Source organism: Metabacillus bambusae, from assembly GCF_017497975.1.
Taxonomy (GTDB): Bacteria; Bacillota; Bacilli; order Bacillales; family Bacillaceae; genus Metabacillus; species Metabacillus bambusae.
This window is the reverse complement of record NZ_JAGDEL010000002.1, coordinates 257,584-283,356: the sequence shown is the minus strand read 5'-3', so window position 1 is coordinate 283,356 and position 25,773 is coordinate 257,584. Positions and strand designations below refer to the sequence as shown.

Below are 25,773 nucleotides of genomic sequence, written 5' to 3'. Positions count from 1 at the left end.
TCTGTAAAACAAGTATATTGAAAATGCTTCTAAACATCTTTGTTTAAAAAAGAGAAAGATTTTTCTTCCTTTTGTGAAATTTCACAAAGACAGGCGATCGAGTTTTATATCTAAGTAGATTGTCATTTTTTGATTTAAGCTTTTGAGGTTCAGTTCGGATATTTCAGTTATTCTTTTTAAGCGGTAATTTAGTGTGTTTACATGAATATTTAAAGCTTTTGATGCATCATGCACATGGCTGTCATGGTCTAAAAATATTTCGAGTGTTTGGACTAAATTTGTCTTGTATTGCTTATCATAGTCGATTAATTTTTGTAAGGAATAGTTTATCAATCCTTGTTGCTTTCGTTGTTCAAATAAAATGTCTAAATATTGATAAATGCCTAACTCTGAAAAACTATGTAATTCTCTTGTTTCGCTCGGAAACCGATTTTTAATTGTTAGAACAGCTAATGCTTCCTTATAGCTTTTTTCAATAAAAAGAGGTTGTGTAGAAATCCCGCCGATACTTGCTGTAACATCTGTAAAGGTAAAACGTTCGTTTAGCTGACGAATCGTAAACAGGGTGAACAGCCTTATATCTGTGAGTGGGGCATCGCTTTTTGCTGATAATAGTATAATAAGTTCATCAAAATCAACAGTATATAGAACAATATTTACTTGCTGTGTTGTTTGTAATAAATAGGAAAGCTTCCTTTCTGCTGCTTCATTTAACTCATGAGGGAATTTAAACACTACGACAGAAAATGGAATAGGCAGATGTAAGTTCAATTCTTGAAAACCTTCATTAATTTCAACTTCAGTGGAAATATGACCTGTCAATAGCTTCCAAAAAAACTCCTGATTTCGTTCCGCTTTTTTTGTCTTCCGTATTTGCAAATTCAACATTTTATTTTTCACTGCTTGGGCAGCCTTTTTTAAGAGCAAGAGATCTTCCTCTTGAAGGTGTTTATCTATTTCTAATGCCCAAATAAATCCTAATACTTCATCGTTTTTCCAAATTGAAATGGCAATTCGATTACCTAATCCAACTTCATCAATTTGACTTACTCTTATAGGTTCATCTGTGCTTAATAATTTTGGGATCGTGCCATCCTTCCATAAGCTATTAATGACTTTTTCAGGAACGCGTCTTCTGATAATCGTCGAAATTCTAGCTGGGTCTGTACTTTCATCATGTGTACTATAGGCTAGTAACCTATGATTAACATCTTCAATTGTAATTGGGCATTGTAATACTTCACTTATTCGGTCAGCAACATCTTCTAATCTTTCAAAATGATATTTAAATGGATCATTTGTAAATTCACTCATTATATCCCTACTTTTTTAATAATACGTGAGGAGAATAGTATTGTCCGAGAACACTTGGTGTAATTAATGTCTCTTATCATTATATTTTATCGCTTCTAATTCTTGCTTTTCAATATAGGCTATGATAAAAATGACAATTGAATATAACTTGAACGGAACAAGTGAAAAGGGAGAGGAATAATAATGAACTATTATATTGTAACTGGTGGATCTCGAGGTTTAGGGGAGGCGATTGTAAAAGAATTGCTTGATAAGGATAATACGATATTTTATTTATCTAGAACAAATAATCTAACTCTTGAGGAAGTAGCTAGAGGCAAGCATGCTTCGATTTATTATGAAAAGTGTGATCTGTCTGAAATAAGTCAATTAAAAGCTAAAATAAAAAGTGTTTTTTCAAAAATAGATCTTTTAAAAGCTAAGAAAATTACTTTGATCAATAACGCAGGAATCGTAGATCCAATAAAAAATGTAGGTGATGCGATTGAAGAGGAACTCAGCCTAAATGTCAAGCTTAATTTGCTTGCTCCAATGATCATGAGCGAATATTTTATTAATGAAACGAAGGAATTTGCCGGTGAAGCTGTCATTGTAAATATAACATCTGGTGCTGCAAATCGACCTATTGCTGGGTGGAGTGCATATTGTAGTACGAAAGCAGGCTTAAACATGTTTACAAATACAATCGGTGTAGAACAAGGCGAGCGTGAGAATAAAGTGATGGCGATAGCATTTTCCCCTGGCATTATGGATACAGAAATGCAAGTTGTGATACGCGCTGCTAATAAGAAGGACTTTTCCTCTATTGATCAGTTTAGAGAGTATCACCAAAATGGTATGTTAAGAGCACCAAGTTTTGTTGCTCATATTCTCGTAGAGCTTTTGGCAAGCTCTTTAGAAAATGGTCGAGTATATGATATAAAGGAGTTTGTTTAGACTTTTTGTGAAGGAAATGAAGTTGTCTTTTTTATACAAAATTTAATAAAATTTATAAAAATTTGTAAAAAAGATTCGCAAAAATTGTCAACTGATGCAATAATATATATGAAGGAAATGGGCAAAGAAGACTAAATTATTATTATAGCCATTTTATTTTAATATAAACAATTTAGTTTCAACTATTGTAGAGCTTGGTTGTTCTCTCTACCTAAATGGAATTGGTAAAGGTCAACATAGCCTAGTTTTTCATTAAAATGGTGACGTGAACATGTCATTTTCGATTGTATATAGTAAACAGTTTAGAGGTGGCTGAATATTAACAGAATAAAACAAAAAAAGTTTGCAGTCATCATCTCCGTGACAATTTTGATCATCACTTTACTATCTTCATTAAACTTGTATGCTACTTATTTTAATACACGTAAGACGATTGAATTAACGATCGCAAATCAAGGAATATCAACAGCTCAAGCTGTATTAGATCATTTCGATATATATACATATGAAGCATATTTACAAGACCAAGATTCAACTGCTAAGCTTCGTAGGCTTGAAGATGAGCTTGGAAAAGCAATAAGGGATACAGGTGCAACATTTGCTTATATTCTTAAGGCTGATGATAAAAATCAACTGAGAATAATTGTAGATGGATTTCCAACAGATGATTCGGTAACCATTAGTGGAGATTGCTGTAGACTTTCTAATGAATTTAAGAGTGAATATAAAGAAAATAAACCATTTTTTACAAGGATTGAGGATGATTCAGTTGGAACTTATGTGTCATCTGGTGTCCCTATTGTAAGTAGTAATGGGGAAAGCATCGGATCACTTGTAGTCGATGAAAGTGTTGAAAAGGTAGATAAAATAACAGATGAAGTATTAAAAAGCAGCTTTCCGTTTTTTATTTTTAGCGGGTTGTTTGTTCTTTTTTCATTTAGTATTTTTGTAGCTTTTCAAGTATGGTTACGTAGGGAAGTTACATCACAAGTGGGAGATACAGAAGAAACCTACCAAGGTGAATTTCAATCAATGCTACAGACAATGAGATCGATTCGCCATGATTTTATCAATCATATTCAAGTCATTCAAGGATTGTTAAAACTTAAACGAGAAGACCGTGCATATGAGTATGTGAAATCTTTAACGAGTGAAGTAGAATCAATGGAACTACCACTGAAAATAAATAATCCAGTTCTTTATATTTTGTTACAGTCTAAGTGGGTCCGAGCTCAAAATGATAAGGTGGATATGCATTTACTAGTAGATGATCATACTTTTCAAAAAATGAAATCAATCGATTTAATTAAAATTTTATCAAATCTAATCGATAATGCTTTTGATGCAACATTACTGCTACCTGAATCAGAGCGGTTTATTAGCATTGAAGCAAAATCCGTTTCTACTATGTACTTGTTTAAAGTTGAAAACATAGGACCAAAGATTCCGAAAGAGATAGTTGATAAAATTTTCAAAGCCGGTTTCTCAACAAAGGAAGAAAGACTTGGGGTCCCTAGAGGGGACGGACTGAGTATTGTCAAACAAGTAGTAGACAGATATGGAGGGGCAATTAATGTTCATTCTAATAAAAATACCACAACCTTTAGTGTGAAAATACCGGTTAAATCTTGATGGAAGCTATCATATGGTAGCTTCTTTTTTTCGTGTATTAAAAAGGATTTTTGTCATTAAATGTAACCAAAAATAGTCTGATTAGCATAATAATCCTTTCTATTTAATAAAATTGTTCCAATCTTTCCTTTTTCACATATATATATAATAAGATTCTTTTATTAAACAAATAAATTTGGAAGAAAAACTAACCTTTTGGTTGAAGAGGTTATCAATATATGTTACATTATTCTGAATATTTAAATAAAGGAGGATTACCATGCGACGAGTGATGATCATGGATGTTTTTACCCATCCAATTGCACAAAAGTATTTAGATCGTTCAGGTGTTTTACATGCGATTAGAGTTGCCGGATATGCTGTGCAGCTCGCCATTAAGCATGATGTAAATCCGGACATAGCAGCTAAGGCAGGTTTGCTTCATGATATAGGCCATTACGAATGGTATACAAACGGGGAATGGGATTATGAGGAATATATGAAAAATGATATTCACGCGATTAAGGGAGCTGAGCGTGCGCATAAACTGCTAATTCGCCTCGGTGAGGATCGTCAATATGCAAAGGAAATTGCGTTAGCTATTTTGCTTCATACAGACTCTTATTTACCAGAAAACTCGATGAAGAAAACCTCGCTTCAACAAATCGTCCGTATGGCTGATGAAATGGATGAAGAACCCCTAGGTAAACACCATTATCGCAAAATTAGCCGAGAAGAAGCGATCAAAAAAATTGAGAGGCTGGATCAAGAAATTGAACGGCTTATAACAGAATATCGTAAAACAGTCTAAGAAATAAAGGAAATGAAACCCCCTAAGTAAAATCACCACTATAAGTATTAATGAAGAGACCTAGGTTTACTACAAGCTTAAATTTAATGAGGGAGGAACAAGCTATATAACTAAAACTCGTCTATGAATGTGTTTAGCTAGACATAAGGATTGGTTTAAGCGGGTTCATATCCCTTCCCTTTAATACATAGATCGTATTTGTAAATAGTATTCTTATACCACTAAGAAAAAAACAGGCCCTTTTTGCATTTAAGCAGCCTGTTTTTCCTATTTTGTAATATAGTTTACAATAAAATCATATTGTGGAATTTTATGTCTAAACTAATATTGGACAAGGAATCTCAAACTGTAATGTTTGACTGTATGGCATTTAAAAGCTAAGATTATGATGAAACAACTGTAATTTTTTATTAATGGAAAATGTATTTGTTAAAATGTAAATAAATGAATGAATAAATAAGTGAAAGGAGTATGGTTTTATGGGGATTATTTTTTATTTCATCCTAATAATGGTAGGTCCGATATTAATTCAAGTATACTTAAAAAAGACTTATTCTAATTATCTGAAAAGAGGAGCTTCATCTGGTTTGACAGGTGCTCAGGCAGCCCGCAAAATTTTAGATGAAAATGGTCTTTACAATGTTAAGGTCGAGGAAGTGCGAGGAAGATTATCAGATCACTATGACCCAAGATCGAAAGTCGTTAGGCTATCAAGTGATAACTATCATGGTACTTCAATTGCCTCGATTTCTGTAGCGATTCATGAGGTTGGTCACTCTCTACAGCATTCTCAAAATTATGCACCATTAAATATTAGACATGCTTTAGTACCAGTAGCCAATATTGGCTCTAACTTTTCGTTCATATTAATTTTTATCGGTATCATTCTATCGTCAGCAAACTTATTGCTACTTGGAATAATAGCAATGGCTGCTGCAGTCCTATTTCAGGTTGTTACACTTCCAGTTGAATTCAACGCTAGCTCAAGAGCATTAAATGCAATGGTTGGTTCTGGCTTAATCAGAAATGATGAAGAAGGTGGAGCTAGAAAAGTTTTAAATGCGGCAGCATTAACCTATGTCGCGGCGACTGTTGTAGCAATAGCAGAGCTATTACGTTTTGTGTTAATGTTTGTAGGAATGCAAAGTGATGAGGATTAACTAAATAATTTGACATGAAAACGCAAGGATAGCAAATATCCTTGCGTTTTATCATTATTGATAAAGGAAGACTCTTTTCTAAGAGATTGTTGCTTTTAAAACGAAATCAACCACACCGCACTACTTGGTAAATAGCAACAAAGTTAGCGAAAACAGCTCCTTAAGAAATAATCTAAAAGTGGTTAGAACATATTGGTAAACTGTAGATAAATATTGTACATTTGTAATAGATAATAAGTAAATATCAACTATTTGAAACCATTCCTGCTAACCATCCGTATACATAACTATGAGGCAATACCATATTAGATCTTTTTTTAGCCTATATATGAGTAATTCTGTCTATACTAGATAAAAGAGATATAGAAAAAGAGGTTGTTAAGAAACAGGAGGAAGAATTGTGTTTAAAACGAAGACCCATTTTTGGACATTACAGATTTTATTGTTGTTATTAATTGTTTATGTTGGTACAAAGGTTTCTTTTTTATTTGAGCCAATCATTGTCTTTGCTTCAACTTTATTTTTTCCGATTCTTATTGCGGGAATTTTATTTTTTATTTTCGCTCCTTTAGTGAAGCTACTTGAAAAAGGCAAGGTACCGAGAACATTAGCTATTTTAATACCATATCTTGTGTTTATCGGTGTTATTTGGGCACTTATTGCCTTTATCGGGCCGATTTTATCTGAACAGCTAACAGACTTAATTACAAATTTCCCAAGATATGTGGATGAATTTAGTGAATTTATTTTAAATATGTCACAAACGTCGTGGTTTAAATGGGTAATGGAACAGCAATATGTATCATTTGAACAAATAGAAGAAACACTAACTGGTTATGCAACTAGCTTGCCTGAAAACATTACCACAAGCTTTTCAAAAGTTTTAGGTGTAGTGACAAATATTACGTTAACGATTATTACAGTACCGTTTATTTTATTCTATATGTTAAAGGATGGACACAAGCTACCTTCAACAGCAGTGAAAGTTGTACCTACTACATATCGTAATGAAGCGTTAAAGATTTTTCAAGATTTGTATGAAACTCTTGCTGCATATATACAAGGCCAGTTAATTGTGTCACTAGCAGTAGGAGTAGGCTGTTTCATAGGTTATACAATAATCGGACTTGAATATGCATTAGTTCTTGGAATCGTTGTAGCGGTTGCGAATATCATTCCTTATTTAGGACCGTTTATCGGTGCAGCACCTGCAGTGATCATTGCTTTACTTGATTCACCAACAAAGGCGTTACTAGCTGCAATTGTTGTTACAGTTGTTCAACAAATTGATGGGAATTTCTTGTCCCCGCTAATCATCGGAAAACGATTAAATACACATCCTTTAACGATCATTTTACTATTAATTGGTGCAGGTAGTTTTGGTGGTGTCCTGGGCATGATCTTAGCTGTACCAACATATGCAGTTTTAAAAGCGGTGACTTTAAATATTGTAAGACTTATTAAATTAAGGAAGAAATATAAAGCCGAGCTTAATATCGAAAAAGTTAATGTCTAGGCAGAACTCTTCCTCCTTTTAACCATATAATATCAGTAAGTTTCTTTCATTCATTCAATAATGATAGTTAGTTTGGACACTCTGGTAGCTTATGAAAAAAGGAGGAGGAATATGCCTGCGTTTGTCGGACCAGTTAAATTAAATTCGATTGGTAATAGTGCAATCTTTACAGTTGGGGATACATTTAGTTTATCACCAAAAAGTGCAAATAAAACGTCGCATGGTTCAGGTGCAGCTAGTACAGGTGATTTTATCGAAACACATAACTTATTTAATATAACGAATTTTAGTGATCTAGATCTATTTGATCAATCAATGATTATAAATAAATAGCTTTAGTTTAAGACTGATTATAGGTAAAAGTAGGTTTTTAATTTAAATTCCTAGTTGGCCCTAAAATCAGTTTTTTGCTTATTAAGGAATCGAATCGCTGAAAAAAATTTAGACTTCTACTATAATAAAAGCAGTTAAATCAGAAAGGAAGAGATTAAATGAAAATAAGAAAAGCAAATGTACATAATGGTAACAATCTAATAACAAATGTATATATATATGAAAATAAAAAGCTGGAGTTTAGTATGATCGCAATACCTGAAGTAGAGTGGTCTACTACAGTTCAATATGAGGAAGAACGAGATGTTCTTAAAGCCCGACTTTTAGACTCATTGTCAAAAAGAGTGGCGCATGAAACTGCGGAAGAATTGGCGAATAAAATGATTCATTGGGTTGGAGAAATGTAAGTGATATAGTTCAAATTTAATACTCATAAGGAGGCTCTAAATCAGTGAGCCTCCTTATTTATATCTAAAAAATCCTCAACCAAATTCATATACTCTTGTCTTGGGTAGCCATTGTATAAATTTGACGCTAGTTTAACAGGGTCACCAAAGAAGTAACGTTCGTACTGTGTTTGACGGGTTCCAAATGCACTCATTGTTATATCCCAGGCAAGCCTAAAAATTTTTGTCTTTGTGTCTGCATTACAGGCAGCTCCTTGACAATATTTCTCTAAGTCTTTGATTAAGGGAGAATGAAAATCTTCCTCTGTCGGTATGGCGACTAATCCACCAGCACCAATCAGTTGTAGAATTTCGATCATCCGCGGATAGAGCTTTGGAAACATTGTTACTGCTATATATAAGGAATGTGCATTTGGGACCATTGTTCCCCATTCATCTTCACTAGCATGCAGTTCGGCTCGATCTAACAATGCTTTCATCGTTTCTAATCCAATAATCATTTCACTTATTTTTTCTTGAATATGCTGGTATTCTGATAGATTTAAAGTTGTCACCATCTTCTGAGCCAGACCAAGAATGAACTCTGTTTTTGTTATTTGCCTTATAATGACTTGATGTAGTGTAAGAGGTGTAAAGCTACTTCTTAAAAAGAGCTGATGAGCAATGTCTTGACGATGATAAAAAAACACACGCTCCCATGGAACCAGAACATTATCAAAAATAATCATAGTATCCATCTCATGAAAACGAGATGAGAGTGGATAGTTAAAAAAGGAAGCCCCTTGATAAAAGGATTCACGACAAATAAACTTCAGGCCATCTGTATCCGTAGGAATAGAAAAGGAAAAGGCATATTCATTATCTGTAATCTTTGAACTAGACGGTAAGACTAGAACCTCATCAGTTATGCCACCTTGAGTTGCCAAAAGTCTTGCCCCTTTTACAACAATTCCATTTGAATTTTTCTTAACAATTTTAGTTGCAATTGGTTGAGTAGACAACTCGGCATAGTCTGAAGAACGATCGACTTGGGGATTAATAAAGCTATGGGTAAAAGATAGATCTTGATCTCGTGCTGTTTCATAAAGACTTCTAAGATTCTTACTGAATTCCTCATCTTGGTCATCAAGAATACTAGCTGAAGCTGCCAAGGCCATTAAGACAGTGTTCAAGTAGTCGGGAGTTCGCCCCATCATTCCTGCAGTTTTTGTCGCCCAGATTTTTATCATATGTCTACGAGCTTCTAGTTCTTCCTTTGATTTAGGTTGTAGGAAGGAAATACCTACTCGTTCATTCGTTCTAGGAGAACTATACGTCATTTTTTCGATGAAATCTGGATGAACCTGTGTATCGTAAAGTGATGCCTTTGTTAACATAGCCCCTTTATACGCTGGATGCTCTGATAATTTCCCTTGTATTTGTTTACCTTTCATCCAGACATTTGGCTTTAATTGATCCATACGAGCTAAGTATTCTTTTCCACTAATGGCAGGCACTCTTTTCACTCCTAACCAACTATTTGTAACACTATATGCGCTTTAAACAGATAAGGTGTAACTTCTCATATTAAGAAGGAAAGAGTTTTCTTGAAAACTATGTAAGAAAATGATGAACGTTTTTCAAAGGAATTAAGCTTCTGAATAATGAATAAAGATAATAGAGATAAGAAAAATATAACTGTAAGCGCTCTCTTAATGTTTAAATACATGCACCGAGGAAAAAATAAAGATTAAGATCTAATTTTGAGAGGTGTGAGTTGTATGCACGAAGAAAATTTCTTTAAAGGAATGGTTTGGGCAACATTACTAAGTGTACCATTATGGTTATCATTTTTTGGTTGGATGAAACTAACAATTAATTTAATAAAACTTCTGTAAAGATATAAAGATGTCTCACATTTATACCTATAGATCCTAATTCCTAATACCTACATTAAATGTATAACCTTCATCTTATGAAAAAACATTTTTTCACATATATTAGAAAAATATAGTTAATTCCTCATGCAGTTTCTGTTAAAATAAAGAAAAACAGAAATTGGATAAGGGGTTCTAAGATGGAAGTTTTTGTAGCAAGACAACCTATTTTTAATTTAAATGAGGAAGTTATTGCATATGAGCTTTTATATAGAGAGAGTCATGAAAATATTTTTCCTAATATTGATGGAGATCAGGCTACTACTGAGGTAATTAATAGTTTTTTGAATATAGGAATAAATGATTTATCTGAAGGGAAAAGGTGTTTTGTGAATTTCACACAAGGCTTATTACAATCGAGAGTACCGGCTTTTTTTAACCCAGCTTCCATCGTTGTTGAAATTCTTGAAAATGTAGAAATTAATGAAGAGTTAATTACTATATGCAAAGAGTTAAAGCAACAAGGGTATACAATTGCATTAGATGATTTTAAAATACAGGAGTCGTATACACTATTACCTTCACTTATTAAATATATTGACATAATAAAAGTTGACTTTTTAGAAACCTCACATGAAGAAAGAAAACGCTTAGTTGAAAGGTATCGGCCACTTCAAATAGAATTACTTGCCGAGAAAGTAGAGACTCGTGAGGAGTTTTTATTTGCACGACAAGTTGGGTATACATATTTTCAAGGTTACTTCTTTAGTCGTCCAGTTATTTTATCAAGTTATGATGTGCCAATGTATTTAAAAACGTATTATCATATTTTAACTGAATTATCGAGAGCTGAGCCTGACATCGAAATCATTTCAACAGAGATTGAACGTGATCTTTCATTATCGTACAAGCTATTAAAGTTAATAAATTCGCCAGCATTTCGTCGAAGAAATAAAATTGAGTCTATTAAGCAGGCTATTGTTTTACTTGGATTAAATGAATTAAAAAAGTGGATTTATTTCCTATCCGTTAAAAGCATGGAAAAGACAGATGATTCAAAAATGCAGGAAGTAATCAAAATGTCTCTCATACGTGCTAAACTTTGTGAACAAATTGCAGTTTTAACAGGAAGACACCAGACTGCACCATATATGCTAACCGGAATGTTTTCCTTAATTGATACATTATTACATCGTAATTTAGTTGATATTTTAAGCGATTTACCTTTATCAGATGAAATTCAAGAAGCTCTCTTAGGTAGGAGAAATGATTTGTATCAGGTTCTTTCATGGGCTCTACAAATAGAACATTCTTACTTGAATTTAGAAGGCTTGGATTTGCAAAAGGAAGATATAAATAAAATTTATTTACAAGCCATCGAATGGGCGAAGATGTTAATGAAAGAAACCATTGATGTAAGCGCTTAAAAATATATAAAGGGAATTAGTGGGGATGCTAGTTAAACCATAAAGTTTAACTAGCACTTTTTTCTTTTTCATGGTTTGTTTCTTTTTCACGCTTTGTTTTCTGATAACCAATACTGACTAATACAGCAACGACAATAAACTCAAATGCATACTGAACCCACACATCAGCAAAAATATTCTTCAAAAAGGGTTCTTTCGCAATCATTTTCGTAGCTGTCCAAGCCACTACTGCGGCACCGATTAAGATAATGATTGGGTATTTCTCCATATATTTCAGAATGACTGTACTTCCCCAAACAACAATTGGAATGGAAATAAGTAAGCCTAAAATAACCAGTAAAAAGCTACCGTGTGCCGCACCAGCTACCGCTAAAACATTATCAAGGCCCATAGCAGCATCAGCTATGATGATAGTTCGGATGGCTGCCCAGAAGCTATATCCTGATTTTACCTCATGTGTTTCTTCTTCGGTCATTAATTTGTAGGCAATCCATAATAAAACAATACCTCCAATAAGAAGCAGCCCAGGGATTTTTAACAAATAAACTACTACCATAGTTGCGAGTGCTCTAATGACAATAGCCCCTACTGTCCCTAAAAGAATGACTTTCTTTTGCTGATCTTTAGGAAGATTTCTGGCGGCCATCCCAATGACGATAGCATTATCACCAGCTAGAACTAAGTCAATGACAACGATTGACAGAAGTGCAGTAAAAAATTCAATCGAAAATAGATTCATCTTTTTCACCCCACTTGTACTATTTTTAATCGAATGTTGAAAAATATCCTAGTAAAGATTTAACACAAAATTAAGGATTACGAATATGGTTTTTACGCACAATAAAAGGAAATAAAAGTATAGGTTTATAATTTTGGAAAACTTAAAAATTTCTAAAGATAAAAAAGGAAATAAACTCCTTCTGTCGAAAGTAGTAATGTACTCAACTTACTACTCATTTGTTCTTTTTAATGTGAGGCTAAGTTAAAGCTCGCTGTTGATTTTGGCACTTTGTTGATTGGAGGGGCTCACGGACCGACGAGGAAAGCGAACGCCTGCAGCGGAAATCAACAACCAAGTTTAACAAAGCCTAATGTGAAAAGAGCAATAAAAGGAGGTCTTTATCTCTATGGGAGGGCAGCCAACGTTTTTTGTGTTGGATGATAAGATGGTTGCGGTTTTTTCGGTTATTAAAGACAATTGCAAAGTAAAGATGGAATGCTTGTTTTCAAAAACTGGAATTGAAGACTACACCTTAGAGTATCAGGGACCAAATGAAAGAAAAGCGGAATTAATTGAATTAGCAATTTTAAGAGCACAGAATATATTTGAACATAATATTTTAACTGTATAAGATGGTAATTGGTTGACTTATTGGCTTTCTAATTCAAAGCCAATGAAGTCAACCATTTGTTTTTTTACATAAATTTGCGTAACTACCCCACTTTGTCTTTAAAAGTAACCGTATAATCTAAAGGGAGATTGAAGATACCCGCTAGGACATATGAAATTCAGGTATAAAGATGTATCTAAAATATATATTTTGGACTATTGCGTTTGCGTTGCGGTATCACGCACTTGAGTATTACGTATTATTTTCGGTGAAAAAAATACTCATTTAGATTAGAATTTTAAGTAGATAAAGCAAATGATTTTTGTGTATGTACGTTGGCCATGCGCATTCGCTTACCAACATATAAGGAGCGTGAAACGATGGAGCAAAAAATTGAAGAAATGACGAAGTTGTTACTAAAATTGGAACAAGAGATAAAGGAAACAAAGGAATCACTACACAGTATAAATAAAAGTATAGATAAGTATGATAAATATGCATTTTTAAACGTCTCTTAATCAAGTAATCCATTAAAAACTTGGCAGTTTGCCAGGTTTTTTTGTGTTATATATTGACATATAATATATAAATAGGTAAAAATGTAATGAGATAGGAGGTACTTTATACTATTTTTACTACTCAAAATCCCAGATGTATAGTAAGATAAAGCCAGAGGGGGGATTGTGATAGAAGAAGTAGACTTTCAATCTTTGAAAAAGCAAATGATGCAGATAATTACCTTACAAACCAAGAATACAGAGCTACAAAACTTATTACTGTCCTTTGTAATTGAAAAGCAAAAGTTGAATTTTGGTCAATTGGCCATTGTTCATCATGAAGCATTTAGTGGAAAAGACCCAGAAATTCTTGAACTTGCAGCAGCGATCGAACTTCTAATTTTATCCTTTGACATATTTGATGATCTTGAAGACTTAGATAATGTGAAGGAGCCTTGGATGCAAATTGATCCATCTATTGCTTTAAACGCTGCAACAACACTTTACACTATAAGTCAACAAGCTGTTTTAACACTATCCTCTCCGTTTAAACATCAAATTCTACATGCTTTTTTTAAATACTCCATCCAAGCAATGGAGGGTCAACACGATGATTTACAAAACTCGATAAGCACGGAAGAAGAATGTTTAAATGTGATGAAGCGTAAATCTGGCTCTCTTATTGCATTAGCATCAGTTAGTGGTATGTTGCTAGCCAATGCAAATTTTCCCGAAGTTGAAGAATATTCATATCAAATTGGCATTGCTGCACAGTCTGATAACGATTTCAGAGATTTATTCAATCCACTGAAAAATGATGTATCATCACAAAAAAGATCACTGGCAATGATATATTTACAAAAAGGCTATAATGAACATGCCCTTGATGTACTGCGGTTTTTTGCAAGTGGTAAGGATTTTAATGAAGAATTCGGCAGTATTGTAAACTATAAACAAAAACTGATAGATTCTGGAGTTGCTCAATACTTAAACGTTATTAAGCAAGTTGCCATAAATCGTGCAACAAGAATAATAGACGAATTAAAAATAGATTCATATCATATTGAGAATTTAAAATCTCATTTGATCATAAATAAGAAACCAACTAATAAGGAGAGATAATCATGCAAGAAATCGTAAACTTTTTAATTGAAAATCCAGACGTATTAGAGAAAGTGGTTAATGGACAGGCTAGTTTGTTAGGTGTGGATTTGGATGATGTTTTAGGAGTTATTGAGGGTATTCTTGGGTCGAGTTCTTTAAAGAATCTTTTTTGGGTTTAATTTTCTTGAAAGGTGTTTGTAATGCGTAATAACTTCAATAAAACTTACCAATTATTTGTGGTACTAAGTATTATCCTTTCTATTTATATGACGTTTTTGAATATTAAATATCCATATGTTGGTGCTAGCGTAAAAATAGATCCAAAAAATGAAATAGCAATAACTTATATAGAACCAAAATCATGGGCTGAAATGATCGGAATTAAAATTGGTGATGTTCTTATTGAGGTTAATAATGCGGATCCACTTGAACATGGACCTGTAAAGGATAGAAATGTTATTGAGCAGGTCGAATCTTTTACTCTCAGTAGAGATGGTATAAACAAAGAATATTCCATGTCTAATTCATTAATTTTTAATACACAAAGTTTATTAATCATTATCATACCATTCATTGTTCTTACTTTGTGTTTGTTCTGTAGCTTTTATATATATAAGTCAAATAAAAGTGCGAATTTAAAGTCTGCTAACTTATTAAATTTGTTTCTATTAATAATTGCGATGGCATATATTACAGCAACAGGTTCATCGAAAGCAGACGAAATTAGCAGATATGTTAATTTAACTTTATTTCTTTTGATTCCTGTAAGTTATCTACACTTTTTATATCAATATTTTATTGAACTTGGTAAAAGGTTATATAGCTTTAATTTTATAAAACTTGGTTATTTACTGGTTATTATAAATATAATTGCAGAAATTTCTCAAAAGTTCTTTTTGTATGACTTTAATCTTAATAGAGTAATTAACTTAAGCTCATTTTTTATAATGCTTATTTTAACATTCTTATTAAAACTTATAGGTCTAAAAAAGATTAGATATTCAGAACAATCATATATTATAAAGATCTTAATAGTGACGAATATATTAGCATTTTCACCGTTTTTATTATTTTATGTTTTACCCTTTTTAATATTTCAAAAATATGTCTTTCCACCGACTTTTTTAGCGGCATTTCTACTTTTAATTCCATTTTCTTTAGTTTACCAATTTTTAGCTACCAAAATATACGATATTGAATTTTTGTTAGGCAGAATTAGGTATTATTCCTTATTAGCTATCATTCCTACGCTAATTATGGTGGGAATAATGCTAAATCTAAAGGAAAACAACCCAAGCTTTTATCAAATTAAACTTTCTATAATAATCTATATAGCTTTAATTCTTGTATTTTACGTAAAAGAAATCTTTGATTTTCGTTTCCGCCTTAAGAGATTCTCTGAAAAATATAATTATCAAGATAGTATCTTTAAATACACACAAAGTATTCGGAAGGCTAGTAATTTAGATCAGGTTGTTTCCGAACTAAAACAGGTGATTGTTGACGTTTTGTTAGTTAGTAAGGCATTTTTTATTGAAATAGATAAACAAAAGAATATTACCTCTGTTGATCCACATGCAAAAGAATCTGACTATGGTCCGTATGTTTCTGAAATCAAAGACGTATCGAATGAAATTGGGAAAATAATTGAAGTAGATAAAGGTTTTGTGATAAATATTGGTGAAACAGAAGACAGAAGTTACATTTTATTGTGTACATCTATCTTAAATACACCAATCTTGACTCGAGATGAAATCTCTTGGCTAAAAACTCTATCATTCTACACAAATGTTTCCTTAGAAAACTTCTTGAAAATAGACGAGCTAATGCAGCATCTTCAGAAGGTTGAAACAGAGGGGCAAAATCCAGCATGGCTGACTAAGCTGTTATTTTCGATTGAAGAAAAGCAACGTTCAAATCTTGCGAAGGATTTGCATGATTCAGTTCTGCAAGACTTAGTTTCTTTAAAAAGACTGTGTGAACTTGCCTTAACAAAAGTAGATGTTGAATCCACTGAGTTAAAGAGTAAACTTCAAGAAATGAATACCAACATGACAAAAATTATCAAAACCACACGGGAAACATGCCAAGAATTGCGTCCGCAATTGTTATATGATTTAGGGTTAGTTAAGGCGCTTAATAAGCTTGTTATGCAATACGAGGAGATTGTTGATTTTGATATACGGTTAAATACAGGCAACTTTACAATGAACCTTGATATTGATACTCAGTTAAATCTTTATCGCATTGTGCAAGAATTATTAACTAATGCAAATAAACACTCAAAAGCATCACATGTACTGATTATTCTAGTATGTATAAAGGAAAAAATTGTCCTTCATTATGAAGACAATGGTATCGGCTTTGAGTATAATTCTATGTATGATAAAACTGAAAGTATGGGGTTATCCGGAATAAGTGAGCGTGTGAAAGCTTTAAAGGGCTCCATCAACATAGATACGTCAAAAGGTAATGGATTGAAAATAGATGTTGAGATATAGTGAAAGGGACTTGGCTGTTGCCAAGTCTTTTTATCCCATTTTTAACTGGTATTCAAATCCTAACTAATGGAAGTCTTGTTATAAAAGAATATTAATGTATTGAACATCTTTAAAGGACTTTTTTAAAGGGTGAAGAAAATGAAGGAAAAGGTTAATATTTTAGTCATAGATGATCATCCAGCAGTAAGAGAAGGTACAAAAGCAATTCTAAAAGCAGAACCAGGGGTTCAAGTAGAATGTTTAAATCCACCTTATACGAATGAAGCTATTGAAAAAATTGATTTTACCCCATTTGATGCAATTCTTATGGATTTAAACCTCGGAGAAATAAATGGGATACAGCTTTCAAAAACAATCTTAAATATGGAACATTCATGTAAAGTTATTCTTTACACTGGATATGATGTGGCGGATTATTTCGAGGAGGCCATTGCTCTTGGCATCCATGGCGCGATTAGTAAGACTGAGTCTAAGGAAAGACTGTTATCATTTATTCGCCATGCAATAAACGGTGATATTATCGTACCATATCAATATTTCAAGAAACTACTTTCACATAAACAATCAAAGGTTGTGGAGACACTTTCAATTAATAATGTTTTTAACGACCGTGAAAAGGCTATTTTAAAAGAGGTTGAAAAAGGTTTGACCAATCAGGAAATTGCTGATCATCTTCACTTAAGTAAAAGGTCTATTGAGTATAGCCTGACATCAATTTTTAATAAATTAAATGTAAGTACCCGTACTGAGGCAGTTCTAATTGCAAAGGCAGAAGGAATTATTGAATAGTAGATTCTAGAGAAGTTGATCAATTTTCGACTTCTCTTTTCGTATTGCAGGATTTTTGTGTTTTGGATAGTTCTAATAGATGACGCAAATCTATTTTTACAAAAACTAAACATATTCTCAACATAGCCATGATATTCATCCTTTAAGATGTTATTTATATCCTAGTTGATTCAGAAAGCGTTTACAGTTGATAGGAGGTTATAATGGACATTATGGCTGTTTTACCTACTTTATTATTCATATGTGTATATTTTATTTTTGTCGTTGCAGTCTTAAGAAGGTAGGATATTATTTAAACGTTTATATGTCTATTTATGCTATACTCGCCTTGTGTTCTACATAAAAAATCATTTCGTTTTGAAAGCTAAGAGGGGGATATAAAATGGACTATAACGTGAAGAATACATTAATGGAGGCTTTAGGTATTACTGTTACATCAGTTTCAAATGATGGTGTAGTAGCGACAATGCCTGTAGACCATCGGACACATCAGCCATTCGGTTTATTGCATGGAGGGGCTTCTGTTGCGTTAGCAGAAACTGCTGCAAGCTTAGGAGCATACTATTTAATTGATCATGAAACAGAAACATGTGTTGGTTTGGAGATAAACGCCAATCATATTCGCGGGAAAAAATCAGGAATTGTAACTGCCTATGCTAAACCTGTGCATCGAGGAAAAACAACAATGGTATGGGAAATTAAAATTGTTGATGAAGAGGATGAACTAATTTGTATATCACGTTGTACAATGGCGGTGTTAAAAAAGAAGTAACTGAATGTCTACGCTCCTTTTCTATAAATATTAGTACAAAAAAGAAGTAGATGAGCAAAGCGCTCACCTACTTTTTTCGACTTTTCTGGCCTTTTTTAAATCATCTCGAACACTTTTTTCCCATAAAGGAACTCCACTATTATATGCAGCCCTCATTATGAGATGACCAGCAACAGGAGAGGTTAAAAACACGAATATGATACCTAATAGGATTCTAGCATTAGCGTGATGATCAATAAGTAAATAATACATAAATAATCCTAGCAGAATACTTATAACCCCTAAGGTCGCACTCTTGGATGCAGCATGGTTACGTGTGTATGTATCAGGTAACCTTACAACACCAATCGCCGCAATTAAACTAAATAATGCACCAAGGAGAATGAGAAAACCTACAATGAATTTACTGATTTCGATCATTTTCGATGATTTCTCCTTTCTCCAGCCATTTAGAAAAAGCAACCGTTCCAATGAAGGCTAAAATCCCTAATAATAGAATAATCTCAACAAAAGCATTGGAATTAAGAGCAATAGAGATGATCGCCGTTATTGCAATTAAGTTTATTCCGATTGCATCAAGTGCAATAACTCTGTCGGGTGTAGTAGGCCCCTTTACAAGGCGATAGACAAATAATAAGGTTGAAATCGCGACAATGAGCAATGAGAGGCCTATGACAATTTTAAACATTAACGGCTTACCTCCTTGATAGCTTTTTCAAATGTATTCTTAATATCGAGTCGTGCTTGCTCAACATCATCAATATCCATCGCATGGATATAAAGTGTTTTATTGTCTTCAGATACTTCTATAACGAGAGTTCCTGGCGTTAAGGTAATTAAATTAGAAAGGACTGTGATTTCCCAATCCTTCTCAAGCTCAGTTTCTAATGCGAAAATGCCTGGTCGCATCGAAAGTCTTGGAGATAATATTACTTTTAGTACAGCAATATTTGCTTTTACAAGCTCACTACAAAAAATGAAGAAAAGCTTGAGGACAGCAATCACGTTAATTAAATAGAAGCGATGATCAAAGAACCTTCTAAGTGCAAACATAATGAGTCCGCCAAAAAAATAACCTTTAAAAAATGCCAACGAAGAATAATCATTTGATAGAAACATCCATATAAACGCTAGAAAAAAGTTAAGTAAGATTTGAAATGCCATATTCACTACTCCTTCAATACGGCTTGTATATAGAGTGTTGGATCAAGCAAAGTATCGGCAGCTTGAGAAATATAAGGTGAAAGCCATTCTACCCCAAAACCATATGCAACAGTTAAAGTAATTAGGATAACAATTGGTAATAGGAGACCCTTTGTCGATCCTTTTCTAGTAATTATCTCTTCTTTCGGTTCTCCCCAAAAGCCATTTATAAAGATTTTCATAACCGAATATAGTACTAGTAAGCTCGATAGCAGGACGATGAATGCAATTGTGTATTCACCTGCTTCAAATCCACCTTGAACGATTTTTAGTTTTCCTACGAAACCGCTAAACGGAGGAATTCCTGCTAAAGACAAAGCGGCTATAAAGAACATCCAACCTAAAAATGGATGATTTGCGATTAGTCCACTAAACTTGCGTAAATTACTTGTACCAGTTACAGCGATAATTGCCCCAACTAAGAAAAACAAAGCACCTTTAATGATCATATCATGGACTAAATAGTAGACAGAACCTTCAACAGACTCTGGCGTGTTAGCTGCTATACCAAACAGAATGACCCCGACTGCTGTGATAATATTGTAAATTACAATTTTCTTAATATCCCAGTAGGCAATAGCTCCGATGACACCGAATATGATCGTCAAAGCTGATAACCAAGCTAAGATTTGATGTGTAAAGGAAGTATCGTGATAAAAAATAAGTGTGTAAACTCGTGTAATCGAGTAAATTCCTACCTTAGTTAACAATGCCCCAAATAGAGCTGTAACAACTGACGGTGGTGCTTGGTATGAACCAGGCAGCCAAAAATAAAGTGGGAAAAGCGCTCCCTTAAGACCAAATACAATTAAAAATAAGATCGAGATAACGGTTAATAATCCCGATTGTCCCATTTCAGCTATTCTCACACTTAAATCAGCCATGTTTAACGTACCAGTTACTGCATAAAGGTATGCCACAGCAATAACGAAAAGCGCGGAAGAAATAACATTGACAAGGATGTATTTAATTGATTCACGTAGCTGTATTTTCGTACTTCCTAGAACAATCAACAGATATGATGACATGAGCATAACCTCGAAGAAAACAAATAAGTTAAAAATGTCACCAGTAAGAAAAGCACCTGTTACACCTAAAATAAGAAATTGTACCCCTGAATAAAAGTAATACTTTTCTCTTTCGGCACTTATAGATGAAAATGCAAACAACAATGATGTAAAAGCAATAATACTTGTTGTTAGCACTAATAAGCTAGAATACATATCTGCCACAAATACAATGCCATAGGGTGCCTTCCAGTTCCCTATCTCTAACGTCTGGATTCCTTTTATGTGAACAGTTTGAACAATGGAACCAGCAACAACGATTCCAGCTAGAGAGGCTATAAGACTAAGCCACTTCTGGATCTTAATGTTTTTGTTGAAAAAGATTAAGATAATCCCAGTTAATAACGGTATGACGATTGGTAAGATAATTAAGTTACTCATATTGATCATTTCCCCTTAGTTGATCCATATCATCTGTTCCAAGCTCCTGATAGGAGCGATACGCTAGGACGAGGAAAAATGATGTAACCCCGAAGCTAATAACGATAGCCGTTAAAATAAGAGCTTGTGGAAGCGGATCAACATAACTTTGAGCATGTTCACCAAGCAGTGGAGCAGCTCCTTGTTTTAGTCCACCCATTGTTAATATTAATAGATGTGCACCATGGCTTAGCAAACCAGTGCCAATAATGATGCGTAATAAGCTTTTAGACAGCATTAAATATACGGCAGCACTAAACAAAATTCCAACAACAATAGACATTAATACTTCCATTATTCCGTCTCTCCAATCGTTTGGATAATGGTCATTGTGACACCAATAACAACGAGATAAACACCAAGGTCAAATAGGACAGCTGTTGCCAATGATGTTTTCCCAAGGACTGGGAGATCTACATAGCTAAATGTATGTGTTAAAAATGGAACATCAAAGAAAAATGAGCCAATCCCAGTTAATAAAGCAATAAGTAAGCCAGTTGCCGTCATTTTAATATAGTCAATTGGCAATGTATTCACAACGGTTTCTATATCAAATGCTAATAGTAAAAGTACAATAGCTGAGGCGGTCATTAGTCCGCCAATGAAGCCTCCACCAGGGGTATAGTGTCCCGAAAAGAAGAGGTGTAACGAATAAATAATAATGATGAACACGACAACCTTTGTTACGGTTTGAAAAATAAGATCGTTTGTTTTAATGTTCGTTTTTTTCACCCTTCTTCCTCCTTTTTGACATGAAGACGAATCATGCCGTAAATTCCTAATGAGGCAATTCCGAGCACTGTTATTTCAAATAAGGTATCAAATCCTCTAAAATCTACAAGGATTACATTGACCATATTTTTACCGCCTGCTAATGTGTAACTGTTTTCGATGAAGTACTTAGCAATTGTATCTGAAACACGTTGACTGTTAGCTGATAATGCGATGAGTGTAACAATTGTTCCTACACCTAAGGAAATTAGCAGATTAGTTAATTTAAAACGAAGCTTTTTTTCCTTCCTCTTAAACTCAGGTAAATGGTAAAAACAAAGTAAAAACAGCGCAACAGAGACGGTTTCCACACATAATTGTGTAAGTGCTAGATCAGGTGCTCTAAATAGTACGAAAAAGAGCGATAAGGAATAACCTACTGAACCAAGTGCGATGATAGCTGTTAAACGTGATTTAGAAAACAAGACGGTAATGGTTCCAATCACCATAACAACAGCAAGAACTGCTTCATAAATTCCAATTGGTGCTGTTCCATCTAATGAAAATGAAAATCCATCCTTAACAACAAGAGTAGTTCCTAAAATAATGATGAAGAATGTAAAGATATACGCTAAATAATCGCGAATAAATCCTGTCATGTATAATCTTGTTAGTTTAAAGGACGATTTATCGAGTTGATACAATGCTGCATCATAGCCTTTATTTAACGTTAGTTTTTCAGGTACAATACGATAAATACCTCGCCATTTTCTTAGTAAGTAGTAGCCAATTGTTCCTAACGAGATTACACCAATTGTCATATAAAGCTCTAAATTTGGACCATGCCATTGACTGATGTGAACATGAAAATGGTCCCCATCATTTAGTAGGTTAGGCAATATTGATGCCATTGCTGGTTCAATAATTGTGTAAGCTAGTAAGTTAGGAAAGAAAAAGAAAATAATCACAAGTGACGCTAGAATAATCGGTGAAATAAGCATACCGAATGGTGCCTCATGTGGCTTTTTCTCAAGTTTTTCAGGTTGATATTTTCCTGTAAATGTTTTAAATACTAAAACCATACTGTAAATAAACGTGAATATACTTCCGATCCAAGCAATAATAGGGAACAAAATTCCCAGTGTTTCTAAGTTGAAAACATCCATTTCAAGAACACGTATCATACTAGTAAAGAACATCTCTTTACTTAAAAAACCGTTAAAAGGTGGTAAGCCTGCCATTGAGAATGCCCCAATGATTGATATTGTAAAGGTAATCGGCATGAAGCTCATAAGTCCGCCAAGTTTTCGGATATCACGAGTACCTGTTTCATGATCAATGATACCCACGACCATAAATAAGCTTCCTTTAAATGTAGCATGATTAATTAAATGAAAGACTGCTGCGAGAGTTGCAACTGTATAATAACTATCATCTATTGCATCAAGTGCAAGGGCTGCTGATCCAACACCTAACATTGACATAATCATTCCTAGTTGACTGACTGTTGAGAATGCTAAAATCCCTTTTAAATCTGTTTGTTTAACAGCATTAAAGGAACCCCAGAACATTGTAAAGATACCAAAGGATGATACGATCCAAAACCATTCAGGCTCTCCTGAAAATACTGGGCTAAATCTGGCAACTAAATAAATCCCTGCTTTAACCATGGTTGCCGAGTGTAAATAAGCACTTACAGGTGTAGGTGCCTCCATGGCATCTGGTAACCAAATATAAAATGGAAATTGAGCAGATTTCGTAAATGCACCAAAGAGGATAAGGACTAACGCAGGAACGAATAAGTCATGCTGAGCAATCTCAGGAACTTGTTCAATAATTTCCCTTATGCTAAAGGAGTTTGTCATGATGTACAACATGATAAATCCTCCGAGCATAAGCAGTCCGCCAAAGATCGTAATCAGCATTGATTTTTGTGCTCCGTAGCGTGATTTCTCCCGTTTGTACCAATAACCAATTAAAAGGAATGATGAAAGTGATGTAAATTCCCAAAATGTATAAAGGACAATTAAGTTATCCGATAATACGACACCTAGCATAGCACCCATAAACATTAACAAATAAACATAAAAATTATTTAATTGTTCTTTTTCTTTTGATAAATAATAAATCGAATAAAGAATAACAAGTGCACCAATTCCAGTGATGAGTAAGGCAAATAGTAATCCTAAACCATCTATGTATGCAGTAAAGTTAATGCCAAGAGATGGGATCCAATTGGCTGTATTGCTTATTGTATCACCGTTCATTGTCGTATCAATGAATTGAACAAAGTAAACAAAAAGCAGGATTGGTAAAACTAAAACAAACCAACCTGTATGAATGTTACGAAAACGTTTATACAGAAAGGGAACAAGTATGGCAAATATAAAAGGTGATAAAATTGCCACATGTAGTAATGTCATCTTTTAACCTCCTTACAGTATGGGCAATAATAATAATAGTTGTCATACAAAACGAATGACATCCCCGGCAAAATAAAGGGAAATTTGAGTTATGCAACTAGCCTAATTTTTAAATAAATTGGACCAAGCAAGTTACACAAATTTTTAATACTAAGGTGAATTGGACTTTACTTTTACTGATTTATTATGTTCCAGTTAATAGGTTACTATGAAATAATAGAGAAATATGTATCATTTCAAGTTCATATGAACATAAAAATGATAACAAATTTTTGCTAACTTGTATATTCTTAAGATTTAGGAGCATCCTAAATTTTGAGGTGATTCCATGAAAAAAATGAAAATTCTAGTCGCCGGATGCATGTTTTCATCCATGTTTGGTAGTGCTTGGTATATGAATGAAAAAGTAAAAAGAGATTATGTCGATTCAACTAATTTCGAAGAGTCAATACTTCAGTTAACAGATACAGAAACACCAATAGGTTTTTTAACAAAAGAAGCAAATGTATTCGAAAAATTTAAGCCACGTGAATATGTTCGCGTTGTTGCTCGTTGACAGGATGTAAAAGAATCTACATTCTGTTTTTTTATCGTTTAGGAAATTGTAAAATTCTTGAACTGTGGATAAGCGCACGACATCCAGCTCCAGCGCCTAGCCCCTCGAGGTCATAAGCTAATTTAGAATTGAAGGCAAAGAACGCCTTCTATTCTAAATCATCTTATTTGCCTTAGGCTGATCAAGGCGCTTGCGCTTTTGTTCTTTAGATGTGAAAAACCTAAACATACAGAGAGAAAAGTATCTACTTATATTTTTTGTATAATTTAATGGGGAAAATCTTCAATAATCTGTCAATTTTGCTTGTCAAATTGAGATCACTGATACATAATAGTGAAGAAATTTATTGAAAATGTCGAAGGTTATTTAACAAAATTGGGGAATGAAAATGAAAAATACATATTTTACTAGTTACTTTCCACTAATAACAATCTTATTGTTTAGTACATCATTATCGATTGCAACTGTCATGATCGTCATTGATTATTTGCAAGTGTTAGGAATTTATGATGGAATGTTGGAATTCTTCTCGAATAATGGGATCAAGTTAGCATTATTTACGGTATTTGCCTTACTTTATTTCATGGTTTTTTCAGCACTGAAATTAATTGCAAATACAATTACTGAGCTTTCACTTTTATTTTTTTCAAAAGATGTTGCTGGTGAGAATCTTACACAAATAAGAGGTGGATCAGCATTTTACTTAATTGGTGGTGCTATTTCTTTAATTGCAATTCAATATCCAATAGCAATTATCGGGATATTTCTCGTAGCAACAATCTTTTACTTTGTGTATATTGTTTATAAAATTAGCAGTTCGCTTACTTCAGCTTCATTGATCGGTTTAGTGTTATTTCATGTGTTAGTGTGGTTTACATTTATTTTAGGGACCTTATATTTATGTTTTAGACTATATAATAGTATAATGGCTAGTTTGCCTGTATAAAAAAGATGGAGTCGATAAAATATCGACTCCATCTTTTTTTTGTTCAGGAAAATAATGTAATTCTAGTACTATGGATAAGCGC

At 33.5% G+C, this 25,773-nt stretch carries 27 protein-coding genes; 17 read left to right on the top strand and 10 right to left on the bottom strand.

The annotated features are described in order from the left end of the window. Window positions 1–81 precede the first annotated feature (81 nt). Complete coding sequence (gene adeR / locus I7822_RS03890; protein WP_207975460.1) at window positions 82–1,314, bottom strand: sporulation transcriptional activator AdeR; 1,233 nt, start codon at window positions 1,312–1,314, stop codon at window positions 82–84. 183 nt (window positions 1,315–1,497) lie between these two features. Here adeR and I7822_RS03885 point away from each other — a divergent pair, with 183 nt between their 5' ends. From I7822_RS03885 to I7822_RS03855, 7 genes are all read left to right on the top strand, one after another. Continuing rightward, the gene (locus tag I7822_RS03885; protein ID WP_207975459.1) at window positions 1,498–2,250 is read left to right on the top strand and encodes a (S)-benzoin forming benzil reductase; all 753 of its coding nucleotides are present in this window, start codon (window positions 1,498–1,500) and stop codon (window positions 2,248–2,250) included. A 360-nt stretch (window positions 2,251–2,610) separates the two neighbouring features. Beyond that, window positions 2,611–3,882, top strand: coding sequence for a sensor histidine kinase (locus I7822_RS03880; protein WP_207975458.1), 1,272 nt, complete (start codon window positions 2,611–2,613; stop codon window positions 3,880–3,882). A 259-nt stretch (window positions 3,883–4,141) separates the two neighbouring features. Beyond that, window positions 4,142–4,672, top strand: coding sequence for an HD domain-containing protein (locus tag I7822_RS03875; protein WP_207975457.1), 531 nt, complete (start codon window positions 4,142–4,144; stop codon window positions 4,670–4,672). Between the two features lie 479 nt (window positions 4,673–5,151). Beyond that, entirely contained in the window at window positions 5,152–5,832 is a 681-nt protein-coding gene (locus I7822_RS03870) for a zinc metallopeptidase (RefSeq protein ID WP_207975456.1), read from the top strand. Between the two features lie 400 nt (window positions 5,833–6,232). Beyond that, window positions 6,233–7,348 (top strand): AI-2E family transporter, encoded by a 1,116-nt coding sequence (locus tag I7822_RS03865; protein WP_207975455.1) that lies wholly within the window; start codon window positions 6,233–6,235, stop codon window positions 7,346–7,348. A 111-nt stretch (window positions 7,349–7,459) separates the two neighbouring features. Further along, window positions 7,460–7,681, top strand: a complete 222-nt coding sequence (locus I7822_RS03860) for a spore germination protein (RefSeq protein ID WP_207975454.1) — start codon at window positions 7,460–7,462, stop codon at window positions 7,679–7,681. 158 nt (window positions 7,682–7,839) lie between these two features. Continuing rightward, entirely contained in the window at window positions 7,840–8,088 is a 249-nt protein-coding gene (locus tag I7822_RS03855; RefSeq protein ID WP_207975453.1) for a YueH family protein, read from the top strand. A 41-nt stretch (window positions 8,089–8,129) separates the two neighbouring features. Here the strand turns inward: I7822_RS03855 and hpaB are convergent, their stop codons facing one another. After that, entirely contained in the window at window positions 8,130–9,584 is a 1,455-nt protein-coding gene (hpaB, locus tag I7822_RS03850; RefSeq protein ID WP_207975452.1) for a 4-hydroxyphenylacetate 3-monooxygenase, oxygenase component, read from the bottom strand. 560 nt (window positions 9,585–10,144) lie between these two features. Between hpaB and I7822_RS03845 the strand changes: the two genes are divergently transcribed. Beyond that, window positions 10,145–11,371 carry an EAL and HDOD domain-containing protein gene (locus I7822_RS03845; RefSeq protein WP_207975451.1) on the top strand — a complete coding sequence of 409 codons (1,227 nt, stop codon included), beginning with the start codon at window positions 10,145–10,147 and terminating at the stop codon, window positions 11,369–11,371. Window positions 11,372–11,417: 46 nt separating this feature from the next. Here I7822_RS03845 and I7822_RS03840 read toward each other — a convergent pair whose 3' ends face one another. Continuing rightward, window positions 11,418–12,110, bottom strand: a complete 693-nt coding sequence (locus I7822_RS03840; protein ID WP_207975450.1) for a TerC family protein — start codon at window positions 12,108–12,110, stop codon at window positions 11,418–11,420. 388 nt (window positions 12,111–12,498) lie between these two features. Here I7822_RS03840 and I7822_RS03835 point away from each other — a divergent pair, with 388 nt between their 5' ends. From I7822_RS03835 to I7822_RS03805, 7 genes are all read left to right on the top strand, one after another. Next, a complete protein-coding gene (locus tag I7822_RS03835) occupies window positions 12,499–12,723 on the top strand; it encodes a hypothetical protein (RefSeq protein ID WP_066330319.1) in 225 nt (74 codons plus the stop codon). 359 nt (window positions 12,724–13,082) lie between these two features. Further along, window positions 13,083–13,220, top strand: coding sequence for a DegQ family regulator (locus tag I7822_RS03830; protein ID WP_207975449.1), 138 nt, complete (start codon window positions 13,083–13,085; stop codon window positions 13,218–13,220). 165 nt (window positions 13,221–13,385) lie between these two features. After that, a complete protein-coding gene (locus I7822_RS03825; RefSeq protein WP_207975448.1) occupies window positions 13,386–14,321 on the top strand; it encodes a polyprenyl synthetase family protein in 936 nt (311 codons plus the stop codon). A 2-nt stretch (window positions 14,322–14,323) separates the two neighbouring features. Then, window positions 14,324–14,482, top strand: coding sequence for a competence pheromone ComX (comX, locus tag I7822_RS03820; RefSeq protein WP_207975447.1), 159 nt, complete (start codon window positions 14,324–14,326; stop codon window positions 14,480–14,482). A 21-nt stretch (window positions 14,483–14,503) separates the two neighbouring features. Then, window positions 14,504–16,804, top strand: coding sequence for a histidine kinase (locus I7822_RS03815; RefSeq protein ID WP_207975446.1), 2,301 nt, complete (start codon window positions 14,504–14,506; stop codon window positions 16,802–16,804). A 138-nt stretch (window positions 16,805–16,942) separates the two neighbouring features. Beyond that, a complete protein-coding gene (locus I7822_RS03810) occupies window positions 16,943–17,593 on the top strand; it encodes a response regulator transcription factor (protein WP_207975445.1) in 651 nt (216 codons plus the stop codon). A gap of 382 nt (window positions 17,594–17,975) precedes the next feature. Further along, complete coding sequence (locus I7822_RS03805) at window positions 17,976–18,365, top strand: hotdog fold thioesterase (protein WP_207975444.1); 390 nt, start codon at window positions 17,976–17,978, stop codon at window positions 18,363–18,365. A 63-nt stretch (window positions 18,366–18,428) separates the two neighbouring features. Here I7822_RS03805 and mnhG read toward each other — a convergent pair whose 3' ends face one another. From mnhG to I7822_RS03770, 7 genes are read right to left on the bottom strand one after another with little or no spacing between them, the layout of a single operon-like run. After that, entirely contained in the window at window positions 18,429–18,785 is a 357-nt protein-coding gene (gene mnhG, locus I7822_RS03800) for a monovalent cation/H(+) antiporter subunit G (RefSeq protein WP_207975443.1), read from the bottom strand. After that, window positions 18,769–19,053 (bottom strand): Na(+)/H(+) antiporter subunit F1, encoded by a 285-nt coding sequence (locus I7822_RS03795; protein WP_207975442.1) that lies wholly within the window; start codon window positions 19,051–19,053, stop codon window positions 18,769–18,771. The genes mnhG and I7822_RS03795 overlap by 17 nt, the downstream gene beginning before the upstream one ends. Beyond that, window positions 19,053–19,529 (bottom strand): Na+/H+ antiporter subunit E, encoded by a 477-nt coding sequence (locus I7822_RS03790; protein WP_207975441.1) that lies wholly within the window; start codon window positions 19,527–19,529, stop codon window positions 19,053–19,055. Before I7822_RS03790 ends, I7822_RS03795 begins: the two co-directional genes overlap by 1 nt. Window positions 19,530–19,534: 5 nt before the next feature. Further along, the gene (locus tag I7822_RS03785) at window positions 19,535–21,016 is read right to left on the bottom strand and encodes a Na+/H+ antiporter subunit D (RefSeq protein WP_279381913.1); all 1,482 of its coding nucleotides are present in this window, start codon (window positions 21,014–21,016) and stop codon (window positions 19,535–19,537) included. Then, window positions 21,009–21,350, bottom strand: coding sequence for a Na(+)/H(+) antiporter subunit C (locus I7822_RS03780; RefSeq protein ID WP_066330308.1), 342 nt, complete (start codon window positions 21,348–21,350; stop codon window positions 21,009–21,011). The genes I7822_RS03785 and I7822_RS03780 overlap by 8 nt, the downstream gene beginning before the upstream one ends. Further along, a complete protein-coding gene (locus I7822_RS03775) occupies window positions 21,350–21,772 on the bottom strand; it encodes a Na(+)/H(+) antiporter subunit B (protein WP_207975628.1) in 423 nt (140 codons plus the stop codon). The genes I7822_RS03780 and I7822_RS03775 overlap by 1 nt, the downstream gene beginning before the upstream one ends. 11 nt (window positions 21,773–21,783) lie before the next feature. After that, a complete protein-coding gene (locus I7822_RS03770; RefSeq protein WP_207975439.1) occupies window positions 21,784–24,189 on the bottom strand; it encodes a Na+/H+ antiporter subunit A in 2,406 nt (801 codons plus the stop codon). 328 nt (window positions 24,190–24,517) lie between these two features. Here I7822_RS03770 and I7822_RS03765 point away from each other — a divergent pair, with 328 nt between their 5' ends. Together I7822_RS03765 and I7822_RS03760 are read left to right on the top strand one after the other, a co-directional pair. Beyond that, the gene (locus I7822_RS03765) at window positions 24,518–24,745 is read left to right on the top strand and encodes a hypothetical protein (RefSeq protein ID WP_207975438.1); all 228 of its coding nucleotides are present in this window, start codon (window positions 24,518–24,520) and stop codon (window positions 24,743–24,745) included. A gap of 388 nt (window positions 24,746–25,133) precedes the next feature. Continuing rightward, window positions 25,134–25,691 carry a YufK family protein gene (locus I7822_RS03760; protein WP_207975437.1) on the top strand — a complete coding sequence of 186 codons (558 nt, stop codon included), beginning with the start codon at window positions 25,134–25,136 and terminating at the stop codon, window positions 25,689–25,691. The last annotated feature ends 82 nt before the right edge of the window (window positions 25,692–25,773 follow it).